The sequence below is a fragment of the Paenarthrobacter sp. NPDC018779 genome (assembly GCF_044391085.1).
GTDB lineage: Bacteria > Actinomycetota > Actinomycetes > Actinomycetales > Micrococcaceae > Arthrobacter.
Map to the genome: position 1 here is coordinate 1 of NZ_JBIRZS010000031.1, position 20549 is coordinate 20549.

General features: G+C 63.9%; 17 protein-coding genes and 1 pseudogene. 3 read left to right on the forward strand and 15 right to left on the reverse strand.

Annotated features, from left to right (window positions below):
• Positions 1–132: 132 nt before the first annotated feature.
• Genes ACH488_RS20435 through ACH488_RS20450 form a run of 4 tightly spaced genes read right to left on the reverse strand, consistent with a single transcriptional unit; the run spans position 133 to position 4347 of the window.
• Entirely contained in the window at positions 133–1146 is a 1014-nt protein-coding gene (locus tag ACH488_RS20435) for a hydroxyacid dehydrogenase (RefSeq protein WP_397326407.1), read from the reverse strand.
• Positions 1143–2057 (reverse strand): carbohydrate ABC transporter permease, encoded by a 915-nt coding sequence (locus tag ACH488_RS20440; protein WP_397326408.1) that lies wholly within the window; start codon positions 2055–2057, stop codon positions 1143–1145. The genes ACH488_RS20435 and ACH488_RS20440 overlap by 4 nt, the downstream gene beginning before the upstream one ends.
• Positions 2054–2980, reverse strand: a complete 927-nt coding sequence (locus ACH488_RS20445; protein WP_397326409.1) for a carbohydrate ABC transporter permease — start codon at positions 2978–2980, stop codon at positions 2054–2056. Before ACH488_RS20445 ends, ACH488_RS20440 begins: the two co-directional genes overlap by 4 nt.
• A gap of 53 nt (positions 2981–3033) precedes the next feature.
• Entirely contained in the window at positions 3034–4347 is a 1314-nt protein-coding gene (locus tag ACH488_RS20450; protein ID WP_397326410.1) for an ABC transporter substrate-binding protein, read from the reverse strand.
• 276 nt (positions 4348–4623) lie between these two features.
• Here ACH488_RS20450 and ACH488_RS20455 point away from each other — a divergent pair, with 276 nt between their 5' ends.
• Together ACH488_RS20455 and ACH488_RS20460 are read left to right on the forward strand one after the other, a co-directional pair.
• A complete protein-coding gene (locus tag ACH488_RS20455) occupies positions 4624–6645 on the forward strand; it encodes a PQQ-binding-like beta-propeller repeat protein (RefSeq protein ID WP_397326411.1) in 2022 nt (673 codons plus the stop codon).
• 155 nt (positions 6646–6800) lie between these two features.
• Entirely contained in the window at positions 6801–7877 is a 1077-nt protein-coding gene (locus ACH488_RS20460) for a LacI family DNA-binding transcriptional regulator (protein WP_397326412.1), read from the forward strand.
• Between the two features lie 26 nt (positions 7878–7903).
• Here ACH488_RS20460 and ACH488_RS20465 read toward each other — a convergent pair.
• The 10 genes and pseudogenes from ACH488_RS20465 to ACH488_RS20510 all read right to left on the reverse strand — a co-directional run.
• Positions 7904–8168 (reverse strand): annotated as a pseudogene (locus ACH488_RS20465) (formylglycine-generating enzyme family protein); the annotation flags it as partial.
• Between the two features lie 10 nt (positions 8169–8178).
• On the reverse strand, positions 8179–8718 hold the full coding sequence (locus tag ACH488_RS20470; RefSeq protein WP_397326413.1) for a lysostaphin resistance A-like protein: 540 nt from the start codon (positions 8716–8718) through the stop codon (positions 8179–8181).
• A 202-nt stretch (positions 8719–8920) separates the two neighbouring features.
• Complete coding sequence (locus ACH488_RS20475) at positions 8921–9700, reverse strand: glucosamine-6-phosphate deaminase (RefSeq protein WP_397326414.1); 780 nt, start codon at positions 9698–9700, stop codon at positions 8921–8923.
• 15 nt (positions 9701–9715) lie between these two features.
• A complete protein-coding gene (locus ACH488_RS20480; RefSeq protein ID WP_397326415.1) occupies positions 9716–10654 on the reverse strand; it encodes an ROK family protein in 939 nt (312 codons plus the stop codon).
• The gene (locus tag ACH488_RS20485) at positions 10651–11595 is read right to left on the reverse strand and encodes a Gfo/Idh/MocA family protein (RefSeq protein WP_397326416.1); all 945 of its coding nucleotides are present in this window, start codon (positions 11593–11595) and stop codon (positions 10651–10653) included. The genes ACH488_RS20480 and ACH488_RS20485 overlap by 4 nt, the downstream gene beginning before the upstream one ends.
• Positions 11592–12452, reverse strand: a complete 861-nt coding sequence (locus ACH488_RS20490; RefSeq protein ID WP_397326417.1) for a carbohydrate ABC transporter permease — start codon at positions 12450–12452, stop codon at positions 11592–11594. The genes ACH488_RS20485 and ACH488_RS20490 overlap by 4 nt, the downstream gene beginning before the upstream one ends.
• Positions 12449–13216 (reverse strand): carbohydrate ABC transporter permease, encoded by a 768-nt coding sequence (locus ACH488_RS20495; protein WP_397326418.1) that lies wholly within the window; start codon positions 13214–13216, stop codon positions 12449–12451. Before ACH488_RS20495 ends, ACH488_RS20490 begins: the two co-directional genes overlap by 4 nt.
• A gap of 192 nt (positions 13217–13408) precedes the next feature.
• Positions 13409–14695 (reverse strand): extracellular solute-binding protein, encoded by a 1287-nt coding sequence (locus ACH488_RS20500; protein ID WP_397326419.1) that lies wholly within the window; start codon positions 14693–14695, stop codon positions 13409–13411.
• Between the two features lie 7 nt (positions 14696–14702).
• The gene (locus ACH488_RS20505; RefSeq protein WP_397326420.1) at positions 14703–16058 is read right to left on the reverse strand and encodes a sulfatase; all 1356 of its coding nucleotides are present in this window, start codon (positions 16056–16058) and stop codon (positions 14703–14705) included.
• A gap of 4 nt (positions 16059–16062) precedes the next feature.
• Positions 16063–17091: a hydroxyacid dehydrogenase gene (locus ACH488_RS20510; RefSeq protein WP_397326421.1), complete on the reverse strand. Its 1029-nt coding sequence runs from the start codon at positions 17089–17091 to the stop codon at positions 16063–16065.
• Between the two features lie 137 nt (positions 17092–17228).
• Between ACH488_RS20510 and ACH488_RS20515 the strand changes: the two genes are divergently transcribed.
• Positions 17229–18407 (forward strand): ROK family protein, encoded by a 1179-nt coding sequence (locus ACH488_RS20515; RefSeq protein ID WP_397326422.1) that lies wholly within the window; start codon positions 17229–17231, stop codon positions 18405–18407.
• 28 nt (positions 18408–18435) lie between these two features.
• Here the strand turns inward: ACH488_RS20515 and ACH488_RS20520 are convergent, their stop codons facing one another.
• Positions 18436–20451, reverse strand: a complete 2016-nt coding sequence (locus ACH488_RS20520) for a twin-arginine translocation signal domain-containing protein (protein ID WP_397326423.1) — start codon at positions 20449–20451, stop codon at positions 18436–18438.
• Positions 20452–20549: the final 98 nt, after the last annotated feature.

Sequence of the window (20549 nt, forward strand, 5' to 3'; positions counted from 1 at the left end):
GTCAACAGGGCCTGGAAGTACTAACCTCCCGGAGCTTTTTCAATGAGGCAACGAATCAGTCTTCCCGGAGGTATTGCAATGAGGCAACAGGCCCCCAAGTCTGCGCCGGACCGGTTGCTGTCTCCGCTGGACTCAGGCCGTGATGGCCAGATCCTTCGCGTGCAAGGCATGGAGGAGTGGCTTGCCGCGGGCGATCCGCAGTGCCTCGTCGATGGTGCTCGCGGCCATCCGCTGGAGTTCGGTCCCCAACGAGCCGGCCAGATGCGGAGTGAGGAGCACATTGGGGTGCGTGTAGAACGCGGATTCCGGCGGCAGCACCCACGGAGTGGTCACGTCCAGGACGGCGTAGAGGTCACCTTGCTGGACGCGGGCCAGGAGCGCGTCCTGATCCACCAGCTCGCCGCGGGAGGTGTTGATGAAGGTAGCCTGTGGGCGAAGGGTGCCGATCAGCCCGGCATGCATAAGGTTCTCCGTGGACGCCAACGACGGCGCGTGGAGGCTGACGACGTCGGAGCTCGCCACCAGCTCTTCCAGGCTGATGCGTTCGACGCCGAGCGCGGCTGCCGCGGCATCGTCCAGGTAGGGGTCGGAGACAACCACATCGAGGTCGTAAGCGGCCAGCAGCCTGATGACGTGGCGGCCGATCTTGGACGCGCCGATGATGCCAATGCGTTTGCCGTAGTTGCCCATGTCCGGGAACACCTGGTCCGGCTCCACGGCAGCCTTGTCCGTGTGCAGCTTCCGTGCCACTTGGAGGATGCGTTTGTTGGCCAGCAGGATCATGGCCACCGTGTATTCCGCCACGGGGATGGCATTGACCTCCGCGGCGGTGCTGACCTGGATGCCGCGGTCCCAGCAGGCGTCCGTCACGTGGTGCTTGACCGTCCCTCCGGCGTGCAGGATGTAGCGGAGCCGCGGTGCGGCATCCAGCACTGCTTGGTCGATGGTGCGGCAGTTCCATCCGGTGATGAGGATGTCCGTGTTGGCGAGGATGTTTTGCGAGCGTGGACTGGTGAAGTCCTCCATTGGCTCATGGTTGAGGAGCAGCAACTCGGGAGCGAGTTGGGCCAACCTTTGGGGCGGGAAGATGCGCGGCGCTACGCCGGTTCCCATGGCCAGGGCGACGTTCAACGGGGTGTGGTTCACTTGACGCTCCCTGCGGTGAGGCCGGACTTCCAGAAGCGCTGCAGGAGGATGAAAGCCACGAGCAACGGAATGATTGACAGCAGTGACCCCGTGATGACCATGGGGGTGAATTCCGGCTGCGGGACGGAGTAGCCCTGCCAGATGGAGATACCGACGCTCACGGGGAGCAGCTTCTGGTCCTGCAACATGACCAGCGGGAGCATGAAGTTGTTCCACACGCCCACGAACTGGAACAGGGCGATGGTGATGTAGCCGGGCATCATCATGGGTAGGCCCAGGGAGAAGAAGCTCCGAATGGGTCCGGCACCATCCATGCGGGCCGCTTCCAACGTCTCACCTGGAACGTAGGCCTCCGAGTACACGCGGGCCAGGTACACGCCGAAGGGGTTGCAGAGCACGGGGATGAGGATGGCCCACACGGTGTTGGTGATTCCGAAGACCGAAGCGAGGAGATACATGGGCAGGACGGTGGCCGTGTTGGGAATGAGCACACCCACCAGGACGAAGCCGAACAAGGAGTTCTTTCCGCGGAACTGGAATTTGTCGAATGCGTAGCCGGCCATGACCGAAATCAGTCCGCCGAGGACTGCGCCAACGCCTGCGTACATGACCGAGTTGGCCAACCAGCGGAAGAAGAGCCCGTTGTCCTGCCGGGCCACCGCTGCGATGTTGTCGAACAGGGAGAAGTTTCCGAAAGCGTAGGCGCTGGTGCCGTAGAGGTCCGCGGCGTTTTTGGTGGACGCGAAGACCAGCCAGAGGACCGGAACCACCATGTAGGCGGAGCCCAGGATCAGCAGGCCGTTGACGGTGAGCTTGCTGGCGAAGCCATTGTTGCGTGGCTTGCGGTGGCCGGTCTTTGGGGTCGGCTGCTGTGCCGTACCCCGGGGACGGGTGAGGGTGGTGGTACTCATGACTTGTTCATCCTCGAACTGATGCGGGTGACGGTCAGGGAAAGGACCGCGGCGAGGGCTGCGATGATGATCGATGCAGCTGCGGCCTGGTTGAGGTTGTGCCGGATGAAGGCGGCATCGTAGGCCCACAGATTGGGAACCCACGTGCTGGTGACCGACGCCGTGGCCTTGGAAATGATGGATGGTTCCGTGAAGAGCTGCAGGGTGCCGATGATGGTGAAGAGCATGATCACGCTCAGCGCGGGCAGGATCAGGGGGAACTTGATGCTGACGGCGGCCCGGATCTCGCCGGCGCCGTCTACGCGGGCTGCTTCCAGGATTTCCCGCGGGACCGCCTGAAGCGCAGTGAAAAGGATGATCACGTTGTAGCCCGTCCACTCCCACACGCCGATGTTGACGATGGAAGGCAACACCAAGTGCGCATCGAGGAAGTTCAGCTGGATACCTCCGCCCTGCAGCACCTGGACCAGGGGGCTGATGCCGGGCGTGTAGAGGTAGGCCCAGATCAGGGCGGCGATAACGCCCGGAACAGCGTGGGGGAGGAAGACCAGTAGTTGGAACAGCCTGCGGGCTTTGGCGACGGTCGCGTCCAGCAGCAAGGAGAACACCACGGCACCGCCCACCATGCAGGGGATATAGATCAGGCAGTACAGGGCGAGTCGGCCGATGCCTTCCAGGAAGGTCCCGGACTGGAAAACCTGTAGGTAATTCTCCAGTCCAACAAAGACGGTCTTGGGTTCGCTGAACCCGAGCCCTGACTTCTGCTGGGCGTGGAAGCTCAACACCAGCGAGTAGATCACGGGCGCGATCATGGCGAGTGCGAAGACTGCAAAGAACGGGACCAGGAAGAGCGCAGCTGTGGGACCGCCGGTTCCTGCCAGTGCGCGGCCTCGGCGGCGCGTGGTGGGGGCCAATGTGGCCATGGATACTCCTAGCTGGCCGGGAGCTTCTTTATGGGAAGCTCCCGGCGGTTTGGCTACTCGGTAATGGATAGGCCCGATTGCTTGAGGCCGTTTGCAGTTGATTGTTGGGCGGTGTCCACCGCTTCATGGATGGTGCCGCCCGTGGTCAATTTGCCGTAGGCGTCCTTGAGGGCGGTGTTCGTGGAATCCCAGTTGGGTCCCCATTGCCAGCCCGGAGTGATGGTGCCGTAGGCCTTGCTGAAGACTTCATAGATGTCGTTTCCGAAGTAGCTCGCGTCGTAAGCCTTTTGCGCAACGGGAGTGAGCCCGGGGAATGCCAGGAACGCGGAGCCTGTATTCCCGCGGGCCCTGATGGCGTCAGGGTTGGTGGTGAGGAATTCGACGAACTTTGCTGCCGCTGCCGGGTTCTTGCTGTTCTTGGTCACGTTGAAGCTGGAACCGCCGTAGAACGCGCCGGCCTCTGAACCCCAGTTGGGGAGTTCGGCGGCGATCCACTGGCCCTTCTGGCCGCTGGCTTCCGTGCGCTTCTGGATGCCGGTGGCGCTCCAGTTGGCTCCTACGACGCCCACCACTGTTCCGTTGGCAAGATCGAGGCTCCACTCGTCGCTGTAGGCCTGGCTGACCTTGACGATCTTTTCGTCGATCAGTTTCTGCCAATAGGTGGCTACTTTCTGGGTGGCCTCGTCATTGATGCCGACCTTCCAGCTGTCGCCTTCGGTACCGAACCACTTGGCGCCTGCCTGCCACGCCAGCCCTGCGCTGGCAGCTACCTCATTGGGGTTGAAGCTGGCCAGGTAGGCACCCGGCTGGGCAGCCTTGAGCTTCTTGCCCGCCTCTTCGAACTCGTCCCAGGTTTTGGGAACCTCGACGCCGGCCTTCGCCAGCATGTCCTTCCGGTACCACATGATCATGGGGGCTGCGTCATAGGGCAGCCCAAAGATCTTGTCGCCGAACTGCACCAGCGCTTTGGTCTCGTCCGTCAGCTTGTCAACGGTTGCGGTCGCGTCGATCAGTCCGTCCAAGGGAACCACCTGGCCGTTGCTGACGAACTGCGGCAACTGGGGGTACTCGATGGTGGAGACATCCGGTCCATTGCCGGCAGTGATGGCCGTGGAGAGCTTGGCGTAGCCACCGTTGGCACCGTTGGGGATGGTCTCGAAGGTGACCTTGATTTTGTCCTGGCTGGCGTTGAAAGCCTCTGCCACCTTGTCCATCCCGGCGAGCGATGACCAGAAGGTGATGGAGCCGCTGGGGTCCTCCGTGGGGGTTGGTGCTGCTGCGGGGGTAGGACCCGTGCCGCAGGCTGCGAGCAGGAGCGTGCTGGCAGCGAGGCCTGCCACTCCTGCGAAGAGTTGGCGACGCTTCATGGTGTTCTCCTTTGAAGACTTGCGATGCGAAGAGGGGAATGTGGTTCGGGCCACTTGTCAGTGAATCCATGAAAGCTGCTGGTTCGAACAACTTCAACATTTCAAACAATTTCAAACATCGAGCTGTGCGGCTCTTTTGCGCAATATTGACAAATCGGTGGGCAGGCAAGGCCGATCTGTGTTTGAACGAACATAAATGCTGGACGGTCATCGTCTCTGGCTGCTAGCACTTATGGACACGTCCCCATCCACTAACCTCACGAAATGGGAGTTCCCATGGAAAATTCGAACATCAGCCGGCGCTTGGTCCTCCAGGCCGGCGGAGCAGCGTCGCTCGCCGCTGTCCTGGGGCTGGCAGCCGGCCACCCGGCGTCGGCGGCCGCGCGAGACAATCCCGGCGGAAAGGCGACGGAAGTACTGGACCTAGGTCCCGCCGTCGTGCAGTTTTCCCTCATGAGCGGACTCCTGGTGGGAGATACGCTCTACATCGGTTCGCGGAACCTGGACCCGGTCCGGATCATCGCTTTCCACGTTCCGAGTGGCAAGGTAACCGGTCAGACAGAGCTCAGCAACGGTCATTCCATCCAGACCCTCGCCGCCGACGCCTCGGGCAGGTACCTGTATGCCGGCGTGCTGCAGAAGGATGCCGGGACCAAGCCCAACCTGTTCCGCTGGGACCTGTCCCGCCTGTCCACCAAGGCCACCGCCTTGGGCAACATCGGCGACCGCGATGTCCGTGACATCAGCGTCGCCCCGAACGGGCGGGTCTACGCGGTGGGTGGTGGCAGCCCGACGGCTCCGGCGCTCTGGGAATACGATCCCTCCACCGGGCAGATTGCCAGCCTTGGCATCCCGGATCCCGGCGCTACGCTTGCCCGGGCCGTGGCAGCAACGGATGCCACCATTTTCTTCGGGGCGGGAAGCACGCTCAACGGCGGTGGCGGCGCAAGCCGGGCCTGCCTGTTCGCCTATGACCGTGCGGCGAAGTCGTTTACGAACGTCACCCCCAAGGAAATGCTGGTGGACCCGAGCATCCGCGACTTGGGCATTGTGGGAGACCGGGTGATCGTCAGCTCGGCTGGCGGGGTGGAAAACACCAAGATCGCGGCGCTCACGGTGGACAACCCGGCATCGTATGTGGTGGCGACATCCGAAGGAAAAACTGCCAAGAACTTCGCCGAGTTGGGCGGGAAGGTCTACTTCGCCAATGAAACAGGGCTCCTGTCGTACAGTCCCGGGACCAACGCGATCTCCACCCTGCCGTACCAAGGCCCGTCCCTGGGTGAGATCTGGGGCGTGGATGCGCGGGACGGCAAACTGCTGGTGACGTCCGGTTATGGCTTCGTGGCGGAGATCGACCCCGTCAGCGGCAGCGCCACGACGACTGACCTCGGCGAGGCGGGGGCGCCGTCGGATCCGCAGGCCGTAATGGGCATCGCCGCGGGAGCGGGCTACGTGTATGTGGGTGGCAACGGCGTCATTGCGCGGCGTTCATTGAAGACCGGCGAGGTGACCAACATGACTGCCCCGGGTGAAGCCAAGGATGCCGTAGTGGTGAACGGGGTCCTTTTCACGGGCCAGTACAGCGGTCAAGGCATCTGGAGCTACGATCCGCGCGACGGCAAGCCGATTTCCCAGGTGGCCGGGTTCCCCAAGGAACAGAACAGGCCACTGGACGTTTGCTGGGATGGCGCCAACAAGCTGGTCCTTGTGGCGGCCCAGGCGGACACGGAAGGCGGCGGTTCGCTGTGGACCTATGAACCCCGGACCGGCAAGAAGAAAATCTTCGTCAACCCCATCGACAAGGTCCAACTGCTCAGGGCCGTGGTGTCCCGGGACGGAATCGCCTACCTGGGCGGTGGAAATCCGGGTCTCGATGGCGCCGGAACCGTGGTGGCGTTCGATCCCGTTGCAGGCAAGGAACTGTGGCGGCTGGATGCCGGAGCCGGGGCGGGTATCTCGGCCCTGGCTGTACAGGGGAAGTACCTGTACGGGGTGACGCGCAAGGGCGGATTGTTTGTGATTGACCTGCCGAAGCGGACCGTGGTGCACCGCTCGGACATCTCCGCCGTCTGCTACGGCTTCGCCGCGCTGGTGACCAACCGTGGCGTGGTTTACGGCGTCTCTGACACGACCGTCTTCCGCTTCGATCCCAAGACTTTCGGGGTGGTTACGGTGGTAACGGATATCGACGGCGGCTGGTACAGCGGTTCTCACATCAGCAATGATGAGGACGGTTACCTCTACACAATGCGGGACCGGAACCTGGTGCGGATCGACGACCACCCACGGAAGTAGGAGTTGCGGGGACCGCTCTGCGTGGATTGCGGGCAAGATGCGGCGCAGAGCGGGCCTCACAAAGCGTGCGTTCGGTCACCTATGCTTGTTTGAACTTCCATGGTTGTTCGGACTGCACCTGATTTATCAACGCGTCATTCGGAAAGAGAGTCGGCATGCTCAGCGGGGAACGCCACGAGAAGATCCTGCGTGAACTGGAACTGCGCGGCACGTTGACCGTGAACGAGTTCGCTGCCAAGACGGGTCTTTCCACCATGACCATCCGCCGGGACCTTACCCAGCTGGCATCCCAGGGGTTGCTGCGTCGGGTCCACGGCGGGGCTGTCAGGAATCAGTCGGAGCGTCCGGGCGAGGTCGATTACCGCAGGTCCCGGCAACCGCTGGCCACGCTGGGTCTGATAGTTCCCACGACGGGCTACTACTTTCCGGAAGTTATCCGGGGCGCCGAGTCCGCAGCCCGGGCCCTGAATGCAAGGCTCATCCTGGGAGTCAGCAACTATTCGGTGGAGGACGAATACCGGCAACTCCAGCGGGTGGTGGCCAACTCTGTGGACGGCATTCTCCTGGCTACGGCCGGGCCCTTGGAGCCGGGGTCGCCTACCTTCGAGCTGCTGGCGGGCCTCAAGATTCCCGTGGTCCTGGTGGAACGGTCAAGCCGTGCGTTCGAGTCGGTGATGTCCGATCATGGATACGGTGCTGAACTGGCCGTAGAACACCTGGCCGCGCAGGGGCACCGGCGGATCGGCCTGGCCATTGCTACGAGCCCTACCGCTCCTTGGCTCCGCGAGAGCCACGCGAGGATGGTGACCAAGCTCGGGCTGGAGGCCGATGCCCCGGTCATGGAGTATGAACGGCTGGGTCCCGTGGGTGGCAACAACCAGGCGGAGTTCTCACAATTCCTTGCCGATTGCCGGAGCACCGGGACCACTGCGGCTTTGGTTCTCCCCGACGAGGAAGCCATAACCTTGATTCACCTGGCTGAGGAGTCCGGCATGGAGGTTCCGCAGGACTTCGCCATCGTGGCCTACGACGACGAGGTGGCGGACCTCGCCGCGGTGCCGTTGACATCCATAGCGCCGCCAAAACGGGACGTTGGTTATGCCGCCGTCACCATGTGCATGGAACGCCTCGCCGGCAAGCAGGGGAGTGCCCTTTCCCCGGCGCTGCGCCGCGTGAACCTGGCACCGCAGCTGATAGTGCGGGAGTCGTCCGGGCCGGTTGAGGGAGACTAAGGGCCCATCATTGCGCATCCTGGGGAGTCAGAGCACCATTCCCACACGTTTCCGCTGACCTCGTAGAGGCCGTAGCCATTTGGGCGGAAAACTTTTAACTGGTGCCGCACCGAGGTAACCGTCCTCGGCGGTGATGTTGCAGTGATGCGACTGCCCGTCTTCGACAAGGTCGTTGCCCCAAGGGTGGCGATTCTGTTCCAATCCGCCGCGTGCCGCGTACTCCCACTCCGCCTCAGTCGGTAATCGGCGGCCTGCCCAGCTGCAGTAGCGGCTGGCCGGTGGTTCAGCCACGGTTCGTTCCCTATCGCTGGGTTTCCAGAGCTGTGTCCGGTTGCAGCACTGCCGCCCGCCCACGGATGAAGAAGAGGGAGAGTAGCCCGACGATAATCACCACGATGTTCCCGAGCCCGGCAATCGCGGTCAGTGGGCCCTCGGTGGGGTGTGCAGTCAGGAGGAAGATGCTGGGATCGGTGCTGGCGTGCAGCAGGATGGGCACAATCAGTCGACCCGTCAGCCGGCAGGCCAGATACATGCAGATGCCGAACGCGAAGGTGTAGATCAGTTGGAAGGCTGTTGCGAAGACTGACTGCCCTGAGAGCAGGTTTCCTGCATGCAGTCCGGCAAACACCGTCCCCGAAACCACCGCCACCACGAGTTCGCGGTTACCGGCCTTGCGCAGCAGCTTCACCACAAAGCCGCGTGTCAGGACCTCCTCCGCGAAGCCAATGAACAGGCCGGCGAGAAGCCAGGTGGCTACAACGTCCAGCCCAACAGCGTTGTAGTCAATGGTGGCGAAACGGAGGAGGTTGAAAGCCAGGACCGCAAGAAGTGCGATCCACATCCAGCCCTTCCCACGAATGGGCTGGCGGGCAAAAAGAGCAGCGATCCGAGGTTGTACAGGGCAAAATACGCCGCCGCGAGTACAAGAGCCCGCCACCAGCCGCCTTTTTCCCAGAACGATTTCCATGCTGACGTGCTTGTTTGACCCATTGTTGTCCCCCTTTGCCCGGTTCCCTCTGCTGGTAACCGAGCCTTCGACTAAATTACCGGAGTCCGCGCACGCCTGCACGAGCCAGCCTATGGTAGTCCGCGTGCTCAAGCAGCGAGGCTGCGCCCTCGTCCACGATCACAGTGGCCCGCGGATGGAGCTGGACGATGGAACCGGGAACCGAAGAGGAGACAGGCCCCTCCAACGCGGCCGCAATGGCAGGTGCCTTGGCTGCCCCGAAGGCCAGGAGGACAACGTGCCGCGACCTCTGGATAGTGCCCAGGCCTTGTGTGATGCAGTGAGTGGGGACATCGGAAAGCGAGTCGAAGAATCGGGCGTTATCGGCTCGTGTTTGTGCGGCCAACGATTTGATCCGGGTGGTTGATGCCAGGGAGGAACCTGGTTCGTTGAAACCCACATGGCCGTTGGTCCCGATGCCCAGGATCTGGATATCGATTCCGCCGGCGGCAAGAATGGCGGATTCGTACTCGTCCCCGGCTAACTCCAGGTCCGGCCCCGTACCCCGCGGCGTCGAGACCAACGACGCCGTCAGCCCTAGAGGTTCCACGACCTCGTCGGTGATAACGGAACGGTAGCTCTGCGGGTGCTCGGGCGGCACTCCGAGATACTCATCCAGGGCGAAGCCACGAACCTGTGAAACGTCCAGTCCCAGCTCCCGAACAACGCGGGCCAACGCGGCGTATGTGGATAGCGGCGTCGAACCCGTGGCCAGTCCGAGAACGGAATCCGGCTTGCGTTGAAGCTGGGAAACAATCAACGCCGCTGCTACGCTTCCCGCCTCTTCCTGGTCGCGGACGATGATGACTTCTGCCATGGATTCTCTCCTGAGTTAGTTGTTGTTGCCGCAGATTGCAGCACCCACCGAGCCGGTAGGCAGCTTTGATGGGACCAATTGGACACGCTGGCCAAGTGCCAGCCCGGTGAGGAAAGGTGAGGAAGCGCTGGACCGCGAAAGTTCCTGTCGGACGCCACTGAGCAATGGCTGGCCCAGTGCGTTCAAACCGCCCCCGATATAGATCACGTCCGGATCAAAGGTCAGTCCGAGAACCCGGACCGCGGTGGCCACGCCCGCGAAGAACCGCTGCTGGACCTGAAGGGCTTGACGATCGCCGTCGAGCGCTGCTTGGAACAGGGAGGCAGCGGGCCAAGGCCCGGTGCCGCTCCACTGGCGGGCCAGGCCGGAGCCCGAGGCCACTAACTCCAGGCAACCGTTCTGTCCGCACGGACAGGTCGCCGGGTCACCCGTTCCGAGCGGCAAATGGCCGATTTCGCCAGCTGCGCCGGACGCGCCACGAACCAGCATCCCACCGTTTACGAATCCGGCCGCCAGCCCTGTGCCGAGGTTCAGGTAGGCGCTGGATTTCGGACCGCCGCCCAGGAGGTGGTGGGCGCCGACGGCGGCAGCGTTGACGTCGTTCTCGACGGACACGGGAAGTCCAAGTTCGGATCCCACCAATGCCCCCAGGTCCAGATCCTTCAGGCCTACATTCACCGCATTGGCGACCGTGCCCGAATCCGGGTCCACCGTCCCGGGAATCCCGATGCCCAGGCTTGCCACGCGACGCTCGTCCAGAGATTCGGTTCCCAGGACGTCGTTGACGAGCCCAAACAACGTGGCAAGAACCTGTTCCTTGCCAAAGCCGGTGGGCCGCCGCAGGGAGCGCAGCACGGTGTTGCTGTCATCGAGGGCGACAACCTCGGTCTTGGTTCCACCGATGTCTACGCCGAGACGGATGGTGTGCGTGCCGGTCAGGATGGAAGTAGTCACTGTGTTCCTTCGGGTCGGAGCGTCATCAGGCAGCTGGAACGGAAGGAGACGGGCGCACTGGTGTCGAGACTGCGGTTGAGGGCTTCAACCAAGGCAACGATGTCCAGGATTTCGGCGGGCGGGACATTGGGTTCCCCTGTCCGGACCGCATGGACGATGCCTTCCAGGAGGCCAGTCAGCATTGCCGGTCCGGCTTCGATGGAAAAAGCCGTTTCACCGGTCGCGGACTCAAGACGGCCTGAGGTGACAGGGCTCCATTCGGGTTCGCCGCTCAATTCCGCTTCCCGGTGGTCGGCCCAGCGGATGGTTGCGCTCCCGGCTGTGCTGGCGTCTACAGTTACTCCTTCGGCGATGATCCCTGGCCCGAGAGCCGCCACTGCCAGGTCCACCAAGTGCACGCCGTACCAAGAGAACCCGGGATGCCCGGGCTGCGTCGGCAGCGGTCCGTTGAGGACCGCGCGGCGAACAGGCCCGCCGGAAGCGGCAAGAAATTCGGGTATGAAGCGTTTGGGTGATCCGGCCAGCACCAACGTTCCCGAGGCGTCCGCGAGGGCGAGCATGGTCCGCGCTTCCGGGAGCGTGGGAGCGAAGCGCGTATCCACGTACACGGGCTTGCCGAACTCCACCAAGCGCCGGAAGTAATCCGGGTGGGTGCGGGCGTCCGAGGCCACGATCAGCAGGGCATCGCAGGCCTGGGCCACATCCTCCGGCGAATCGCACAGTGCAACCCCAAGCGCGGCCACTTGGGCGGCAAAGTCGTCGTTGCGGTCGCGGCTCAACGGGAAGTCCGACGCCGGCACCCCCTTCCAGGCGTGTGTCACCGTGCCGCCGGGGACCGTGCCGTCGAACCCGTTCCCGAAGAGGCGCGTGAACGACGGCGCGTGGGGCGAATCCACGCCGATCAGGCCGAACCGGATCGGCGCAGCAGAATCAGTGCTCATCCCTTGACTCCGCTGTGGGTGATGCTCGCGACGATGTGCTTTTGCAGGAGGGCGAAGATCACCAGGCAGGGGATGAAACTGACCAAGGTGGCGGCCATGACGTTGGACGTGGACGCGGTCTCCGTGTTGAGGGTGGCCAGGCCCACGGTCAAGGTGCGGGCGGTGTCCGATTGGCCTACGACGAGTGGCCACAGGAGGTCGTTCCAGTGCCACAGGAACACGAAGATGGCGAGGGTTGCCAGCACCGGACGGATCAGCGGGAGCACGATCTGCCAGAAGGTCCGCCACTCCCCGGCGCCGTCGATGCGGGCGGCGTCGAAGAGTTCCTCGGGCATGTCCTTCACGAATTGCCGGATCAGGAAGATGGCCTGTGCATTGGCCAGCGTGGGCAGGATGAGGCCCCAGAGCGTGTTCACGCCACCCATCTTGGAGACGAGGATGAATGTGGGAATCAGCGTGGCCTGCACCGGAACCATCAGGGTGGCAATGATGGCCCACAAGAGTGCGTTGCGTCCCGGGAATCGTTTGCGGGCCAAGGCATAGGCCGCCATGGAAGCGGTGAGCAGGACGACAACTACGGAGACTGTGGAATAGACGAACGAGTTCCAGAGCCACAGCGGGAATTCGCCCACGTTGAAGATCCGGACGATGTTCTCGAACGTCAACGACGACGGCGCAGCGTACGGAATGGTGGGGGCATCGGCGGGGGAGAGCGCCAGGACGACGACGGCGAGCAGGGGTGCCACGGTGAAGAGGGAGATCACCGCGAGGATCCAGGTGAGGGTCCGTTGCCGGCGCTTCTGGGTGCTGCGCCGTTTGGAGCCCAGAGGGGCGGGTGGGGAGATGACAGCGGTCACTTGGAGTCCTTTCCTTCAAAGAAGCGTTGCTGGACCAGGGACAGCACCAGCACGATCACGAACAGCACCACCCCCACGGCCGAGGCATAGCCGAAGTCGAAGAATTTGAAGCCTTCGTCGAATAGGAAGTAAATGAGGCTGTGGCTGGCCCGGGCAGGTCCGCCGCCGGTCATGACGTAGATGGTGTCGAAGACCTGGAAGCCGACGATCGTCTCAATGACCAGCACGAAGAACACCACGGGCTTCAGGAGCGGCAAGGTCACGTACCAGAACGACTTCCAGGCTCCTGCGCCGTCGATCCGGGCGGCCTCGTGGACTTCGGCCGGTTGGGCCTTGAGTCCGGCGAGGAAGATCAGCATGGAGTAGCCGAAGCCCTTCCACACGGACACCACGGCTAGGGACAGCAGCACCAAAAGTTGCGGGCCGGAGATGAACGGCACGGGACCGAGACCCAGCCCGCCGAGGGCTGCGTTCAGGGGGCCGTCCGTAGAGAAGATCCACGTCCAGATGATGCCCGCCATCACGAAGGAACTGAGGTAGGGGATGAACAGGAGTGCCCGGAACGTACCAGTGAAGCGGACCAGTTTGTCCAGTAGGACGGCCCCGGCCAGGGAGACGGCGATGATGAACGGAACGAAGATCACCACGTAGAGGAAGGTGACGCGCAGGCTTTGCCAGAAGTTTGGGTCGGCAGCCAGTCGCGTGTAGTTCCCGGCGCCGAGGAATTCGAAATCACCGTTCAGGTTGTACTGGGTCAGGCTCATGGCCCCCGCCCCAAAAATTGGCAGGAACTTGAAGAGCCCGAAGATCACCAGGGTAGGGAGAACGAAGAGAATGCCAGCCAGGGCCTCCCGGTTGCGGACTCTCGTCCGGGGGGCGGGCGGTGGCGCGGCCGCGCGGGCGGTGGAGCGGGGCTGGGCTTGGACGGACATGGGAAACCTATCTGCTGGATCGGATCAGCGGGCAGCGCGCTGCATGATGCCGCGGGCTTCCGTGGCGGCTTTGGCCAGGGCATCCTTGGGCGTGAGGTCGCCGCGGAGGGCGGCCTGGATGTTCGGGGCGAGGGCGCCCATGACCTGGCGGGCTACCGGTGAGGATTCGCCGGGGTTCGCGGCCTTGAGCGCGGCTGCCATGGCTTTGGAGTCGGCATCTTCACCGAGTACGGCCGGGTCCTCGCGGGTGGGCAGATTGCCGGCGGCCGCATTGAGGGCCTTCTGCGAGGCGGCAGAGCTCAGGTAGTTCATCACCGTGTAAGCGGCTTGCCGGTTTTCCTTCTTGTTGATGGAGGTCAGCGCCAGGAGCCCGGGGTTCCCGTAGGTTGCCTGGACTTTGCCCGTCAGGGGTTCTCCGAGGGCAACGTTGTCAGCTCCCAGGGCGGCCCGCATCTGCTTGAGTTCAGGCAGTGAGGTGGTGGCGCGCATGGCAGCCTTGCCGGTGGCAATCGGAGCGCCCTCCACCTTGGGGCCGTCCGTGGCCGCGTCGATAGGCAGGCCACCGGCCTTCTTGAGGTCCACCAGCAGTTGCAGCGCCGACTCTCCTTCCGGCGAGTCGAAGGCAACGTCCTTGGCGTCATCGCTGAACACTTTTCCGCCGGCCTGCCACAGCAGCGGGTAGAAGGACAGGTTCAGGGTCTGTTCAGGGCTGCCCGCATAATCCATCACGGCAACGCCCTGCTTGGCCAGCACAGGTGCCGCCGCCCGGAGGTCGTCCCAAGTCTTGGGCAGTTCCAGGCCGGCGTCCTTGAAGATCTTGGTGTTGTAGGCGGTGGTGTTGATGTTCTGGAACAGCGGCACGCCGAACAGTTGGCCGTCAAAGGTGGCGGCGTCCAACGTGTTCGGGTAGAAGGAGTCCTTGTCTTTGGATACGGCGTCGTCCACTGGCAGCAGCCCGCGGACGTTCCGGTACGTGGCGGCCTGGTCGGGGGTAATGAGCACGACGTCGGGTCCTGAGCCGGCGGCCAACGCCGCTGAAATCTGGGCGTCGCGCTTGTCGAACGTCTGCAGTTCGATGGTCAGGTCGATTCCCGGGTTGGCCTTTTCAAAGTCAGCTTCGGTGTCCTGCCAGAACTTCTTGCTGGCCGTTTCGTCCTTGATGACGGGGTACATCCAGAGGGTGACTTTCCCTGTTGCAGGTCCGGCGTCGCTTGACGATGGGGACGGGCCGCCGCAGGCGGTGAGGGCCAGGGCAGCTGTTACGACGGCGACAGCCAAGGCTGCGGGCCGGCGAAGTTTTCTTGTGAACATGATCGGCTTACTTTCTGCTGGCGGTGAGGCTGGCGTCTTGGAGGTGCTTGAGGGCAGTGCTGTGGCGGGCGGCGTGGGTGGGCGTGGGGTCCAGGAGGGGATCGGTGGTTTCTTGCATCCAGGCGAAGAGCGCTGCGGACAGTTGCTGCAGGGTGTCAGCGTGGAAGGGGTCTTCTGCCACGTTGTCCAGTTCTGCGGGGTCCGCCGCGAGGTCATACAGTTCCACGGCCGGGCTGGTGCCGATGGTGGGGCCGCCCAGATCCACGGGGAGGCTGCGATGGACCCAGGACTGTGTGGGGTCCATCGCGCGGGGTGCGTTGGAGAAGTTGACGATCAGCTTGTGCGTGGAGGTCCGCACTGACCTTTTGGGGTCGTAATAGGTGTGGAACGTCAACTGGCTGAAGCAGTGTTCGCGGACGGGTTCGCCACGTTCCACTGCCGCGCGGAGGCTTGTCCCGGGCAGGTTCGTCGGCGCGGGATGGCCGGAAACGTCCAGCAACGTCGGCAGCACGTCCACATGGCTGACGATGTCCGCTATCCGTCTCCCGGTCCAAGCCGTGTTTCCCGGAACGCGCAGCATCAGCGCAACTTCCAGCCCGGCGTCGTACAGGGTGCATTTGGCGCGTGGCAGCGCGAGTCCGTGATCGGTGGTGAACAACACCACGGTGTTCTCGCGGAGGCCCAGCGCGTCGAGTTCGGCGAGGATTCGGCCGACGCCTTCGTCCATGTGCTTCACGGCGCCTTGGAGCTCGGCGATCTCCTCGCGGGAACCGGAATCGTCCAGCAGATGCGGCGGGATGTTGTGTCCGCGCGATGCGTCGGGCGTGACGCCGTCGGCCAGGAAGCCCATGACGCCGGGACGGTCGTGCGGTGACGGAACGCGGTGCGGTTCGGTGAAGCCGACCTGGAGGTAGAACGGGCTGTCGTCGGCGGCCATTCTGCGGAGGGCATCAGTCGCGCGGCTGACGACGACGTCGCGGGCGCCTCCCGTCCTGGCGCGGTCAAACCCGAGCCTGGTGGCGACTTCGTCATCGGGCAGTACGCGTGATTCGTGGTGCACACCCACCAGCTCGGTCTGGTAACCCGCGGACTTGAGGCGGTTGGCAATGTGAAAGCGGGGTTCCTCGAGGTCCCAAGCGAAAGGATCGTGGGTGAGGCCAAGGACTCCGTTGCTTTGGGGGTAGGTGCCGGTGAACAGGGAGGCACGGGCCGGGCTGCAGTGCGGTGCTGTGGAGAAGGCCTGCTCGAAGACGGCTGATTCGGCGCCCAAGGCGTCCAGATGCGGGGTGGAGACGGTACCAACGCCGTAGGTGCCCAGGAAGCGGCCCAGGTCGTGGCAGTGCAGCAGGAGAATGTTGCGCATGGGACTAGCCCATCCTTTCCAGATCGGTGCGGGTCAGGGCGTGTTCCAACGGCTGGCCGGCAAGGAAGCGGCGGAGTTCATCCACCACAATGAGCCCGGCACGGCGCCGGGAGTCCACGGTGGCGCCAGCGATGTGCGGGGTGATGAGCGCGTTGGGCAATGACCGCCAAGGATCGTCTGCCGGCAGGGGCTCGTCGTCGAACACATCCAGGGCGGCGTCGATCCGGCCGGAGGACACCTCGGCGTACAGCGCGTCCATGTCCAGGAGCGTGGAGCGGGCGGTGTTGACCAAGGCGGTGCCATCTTTGAGTAGAGCCAGCTGCTGCTTGCCGATGAGGCCGCGTGTTTCCGGGGTGTCCGGCGCGTGGACTGCCACGATGTCGCTTTCGACGAACAGTGCCTCCAGCGTGGTTGAGAGCGCAGCCAGGGGATCATCCGCGGCGAGGTAGGGATCGTAGATGCTGACGTCGGCGCCGAGAGCGAGGCAGGCCTCGATGTACCGACGGCCCGTGCGCGACGCCCCCACCACGCCTATACGGGCGCCGGAAATCTCCCGCGCACGCCTGACGTTGCGGGCTTCCTCCCACGTGGCTCCTGAGCGGAGGCCGTGGTCCAGACGTTCGATGCGGCGAAGCAGGGCCAGCGTGAAAGTGAGGGAGAGTTCGGCAACGGCGGGTGCCATGGCTGCTCCGGCCTGCGAGATGGGGATGCCGGCGTCCCAGAAGTCTTCGCTGACCAGGAAGTGTACGGAGGAGGCCGCGTGCAGGACACAACGGAGTTTCGGTGCCATGGCCAGGTGCTCGGCGTCGAGGCGCGGAAATGCCCACGCCGTAATCGCGATTTCCGCGTCACCGGCTGCCGTGGCGAAGGTCTGCGGGGACTGCAAAGCTGCGGGCTCCACTGTTGTAACGCATCCCAATTCCTGGAGCGCAGCCATGGTGGACGCCGGGAAAAAGGAGTCGAATTCGGCGTCGGGGACGCTGAGGAGGATCCGGAGAGCAGGGAGCTGTTCAACGGCGCTGTTGGAGTTCATGCGGTTGACGGTACTGATTGTGCATTAGTTTTGTCAATGACTAAACTAATGAAATCACCATCTGATGACCATCCCACCTGGCGCCGATGCCACAATGGGGAAGGCCCACGACGACACCAGCCCAGGAGAGGCGTGCAATGAAGCCCCGTGCAGGAAGCAAGGCCCTGATCCGCGAGATCAATGAGGCTTTGGTGCTCGATGTCGTCCGCACCCAGGCGCCGGTTTCGCGGGCAACTATCGCGGCCTACACGGGGCTCAGCCCAGCCAGCATCACGGGGATCACCAACAAGTTGCTCCAACAGCAACTCCTGGTGGAAACGGAGATCGAGCGCGGCACCGGCGGCCGGCCCGCGCGGTTGCTGGAGCTCGGCAGCGAAGGCGTCTTCGCCGCCGGGGTGCGGCTCTCCGCGACGGAGGCGCTCGCCGTCGTCGTCGATTTGCGCGGTGGTGTGGTGGCCACGCACACCGAGCCATTCGATTCGACGACGCCGGATCGCGCTGCCGAAACCATAGCCACAGCCGTCGCGGCCGCCGCCGGAAGCAAAACCGGGAAGCTCATCGGTGTAGGGGTGGCCGTCTCCGGAGTCGTGGACCAGGCCAGTGGCGTGGTGCGGCACAGCGGGGCCATGGAGTGGGCGGACGTACCATTCCAAGGCATCCTGGAACAGGCAAGCGGCGGTCCTGCCGCGATCGACAGCTACGTCAACGCCTACGCTCGCGGACTCCTGTTCGACGGGTCCTTCACTGGCCGGGACTTGCTCGTGATCAGCGTCGGCACCAGCCTGGGGGCCGCCGTCGTGGTTGAAGGGCGCATCCAGCGGGGCTTCAACGGCGCCGCGGGTGGCTTCGCGCACACCCGGTCCATGACCGACGGAGGACCCGCCCGGCCGTGCCACTGTGGAGCGGACGACTGCCTGGAAACCTACGGCAGCCTGTGGGGCCTCCAGCAGGAACTGCAGCGAAGCGGCAGTAACCGGGAACTTGATCACGACGCCGATTCCCCTCTGGTTGCCGACGCTGCGGTCCATCTGGGGATCGGCGTGGCCAACGTTGCCAAAGTCCTGGGACCGGAACGGGTGATGGTGGGGTTTGCGCCCGAGGCCCGGCTGGGGACTTTCGCCGAAAAGACCACGGCAGCTTTCCTTGGGCAATTCCAGCATTCGAATACTCCGCCTCCTGGGATCGATACGGTCACGACGGACCATGCCGCTGTTGCAAGGGGCGCGGCGTGCTCTGTTTTGGAAGGGTTGTTCTCAGCGAGGGAGTCGGCACGGGATTCACAGCCGGAAGGGTTGCAGCCGGCCCGGACAGCCTGACTGCAACCCCTTCGCGCCGCTCCGACTCTCAGCTGGCTTTCCGCATCGTCTGCATCGCCTGCTTGTCATCGATCCGCACCAGGTTGGGCCCCTGCAGCGTGTACAGTAGGCCGTCCTCGTCCGCGGTGATGTGCGGGCCGCTGTACCAGCCGCCGTTGATGCCGGCCACTACCACGGACACTGCGAACGTCATGGGATCGATGCGGAAAACCGTACTGTCTGAGACGCCGTAGACAATGCCGCGGCTGACCTGCAGGGCGCCGAAGTCGGTGCACACGTTGCTGAGGTCGCCGCGATGGACCACTTGGCGGGCTTCCAGGTCGATGACGAACAGGCCCGCCGCTCGCCGGGACATGCCGTAGAGGTACTTTCCCTGAACGGCCAAGGCGGCGATGCCCGCGGTCTGGCCAGGGTCGATCCGCCACAGTTCCTGGTTGGCCACGGGATCCCAGGCCACCACTGTGCTGCGTGGGCCATCGGCGTAGATGTTGTCGCCACCGAGGTATGCCACACCGTTTCGCGTGGCCACGGCACGGACCATCTGGAGATTGTCGATGGGGTTGACCTTGGTGATCACCTGCGTGGTGGCGGGGTTGTAGGCCGCGAAGCATCCACCGCCGCCCGTGTCATTCTGCGCCCCGGCGATCACCAGGCCGTTGACCGCGTCCCAGCAGACATCCAAGGGGCGGTTCTGGCCTGCGGGGAGGGCGGCCACTTGGTAGGGGAGTTGGCCGGTGGTGGGATCGTAGGCCAGGATCCCCCGGGAGTTGTATTGACCCGTGAACAGCACCCCGCCCACCACCACGGCGTCCTTGGCTTCACCGGTGGCGCGCAAGTAGGACACATTGGACGAAGCCAACTGGTGCCGGGCGATAACGCCCGTGCCGCCCACGTAGACATCACCGGCCCCCGCAGCCAGGCCCATGCACAGCTGCGGCCCGCCCGGTGCTCCTGCCACAGTGAGGTCACGCTTCACCGAGGTCTTGGCCACGGGGTCGATCTCGATCACGTCGTAGGAGGACACCGTCAGAGCCTTGCTCCCGTAGACGTCCAGCCCCCACATGGCTCCGACATCCTCGGTGAGGATCTGCGTGATCTTCCTGGTAGTCATGTCGTAGGACCACACACCGGGTTCCTTGACGAAGAACACCTGGTTTCCCAGCTGCCGGAACATGACTCCGGTCTTGGCGATGATGGTGTATTTGGAGTGGTCCGCCAGGTTGATCAGTGCGGACTTGCCAGGCCCCTTCACACCGACGCCGAGCTGCCCGTCCAGCACGCTGAGGGACGTGACGGAGACTCCGGCGGCGACCTCCGCAGGGAGGATGTTCGTGAAGGCTTTCGTGCTGCGATCAAAGGCGAACAGACGCCCCGGACTGGAACCATTACCCCCGCCGAGTGTGCTTCCCGTGCCGAAGTAAACATAACCGGCAGTAGCGGCGACGGCCTGGGCGATGGTTGCTCCCGGGTCCGGGACGCCCCAACTGGTGGTGGCGTTCGTGGCGGGATCGTATTCCCAGAGGGACGGCGCGTTCGTGGTGAGGCCACCGCCCGCAGCATAGACCTTGCCGTCAGGGGCTACGGCCAACGCCCGGATATCCCGATCGCCCGTCTCACCCACGCCCACCGCGGTCGAACCAGGGGTGCTGAGGTCCCAACGGTAGATGTTCGGCAAGCCGTCGATCCCGTCCCGCAGCACACCAGCGTAAAGGAACCGCCCCGAGGAATCTGCGGCCAAGGCCTGGATGCTGTAACCCGAGCCGAGGTCGGTCCGGGACGTCACACGCCCAGTGGGCAGGTGGAAGCCGATGATCCGCACGGGATTCAGGTTCCGCGAGCCGATATACACGGTATCGCCCACCAGGAGGGAACTCATCAGCGAAAACTGCACGACGGCGGGTCCCAAGTCAGTGATCTGCGGACCTGACGCTGTAAGCGGCTTCGCGGCGTTGGCGGGTCCCGAGGACATCGAAGCGAACGCAGCCGCCAATCCGGCAACTCCGCCGGTCTGGAGTAGTTGACGACGATTCAGTGAAACGGACATGGAAGGTCTCCTCGTTGAGTATCCCGTTGGGGGGTCCAGGGGTGGTAGCTTCCGAGACGTTCCGGATACGTTCAGGGCACCTGCGAACAATGTTCCAG

Excerpts from the sequence above, each read along its gene's own strand:
- ACH488_RS20440 (WP_397326408.1), bottom strand. The coding sequence starts at position 2,057 with ATGAGTACCACCACCCTCACCCGTCCCCGGGGTACGGCACAGCAGCCG.
- ACH488_RS20445 (WP_397326409.1), bottom strand. The coding sequence starts at position 2,980 with ATGGCCACATTGGCCCCCACCACGCGCCGCCGAGGCCGCGCACTGGCA.
- ACH488_RS20450 (WP_397326410.1), bottom strand. The coding sequence starts at position 4,347 with ATGAAGCGTCGCCAACTCTTCGCAGGAGTGGCAGGCCTCGCTGCCAGC.
- ACH488_RS20455 (WP_397326411.1), top strand. The coding sequence starts at position 4,624 with ATGGAAAATTCGAACATCAGCCGGCGCTTGGTCCTCCAGGCCGGCGGA.
- ACH488_RS20460 (WP_397326412.1), top strand. The coding sequence starts at position 6,801 with ATGCTCAGCGGGGAACGCCACGAGAAGATCCTGCGTGAACTGGAACTG.
- ACH488_RS20470 (WP_397326413.1), bottom strand. The coding sequence starts at position 8,718 with ATGTGGATCGCACTTCTTGCGGTCCTGGCTTTCAACCTCCTCCGTTTC.
- ACH488_RS20475 (WP_397326414.1), bottom strand. The coding sequence starts at position 9,700 with ATGGCAGAAGTCATCATCGTCCGCGACCAGGAAGAGGCGGGAAGCGTA.
- ACH488_RS20485 (WP_397326416.1), bottom strand. The coding sequence starts at position 11,595 with ATGAGCACTGATTCTGCTGCGCCGATCCGGTTCGGCCTGATCGGCGTG.
- ACH488_RS20495 (WP_397326418.1), bottom strand. The coding sequence starts at position 13,216 with ATGAGCCTGACCCAGTACAACCTGAACGGTGATTTCGAATTCCTCGGC.
- ACH488_RS20500 (WP_397326419.1), bottom strand. The coding sequence starts at position 14,695 with ATGTTCACAAGAAAACTTCGCCGGCCCGCAGCCTTGGCTGTCGCCGTC.
- ACH488_RS20505 (WP_397326420.1), bottom strand. The coding sequence starts at position 16,058 with ATGCGCAACATTCTCCTGCTGCACTGCCACGACCTGGGCCGCTTCCTG.
- ACH488_RS20510 (WP_397326421.1), bottom strand. The coding sequence starts at position 17,091 with ATGAACTCCAACAGCGCCGTTGAACAGCTCCCTGCTCTCCGGATCCTC.
- ACH488_RS20515 (WP_397326422.1), top strand. The coding sequence starts at position 17,229 with ATGAAGCCCCGTGCAGGAAGCAAGGCCCTGATCCGCGAGATCAATGAG.
- ACH488_RS20520 (WP_397326423.1), bottom strand. The coding sequence starts at position 20,451 with ATGTCCGTTTCACTGAATCGTCGTCAACTACTCCAGACCGGCGGAGTT.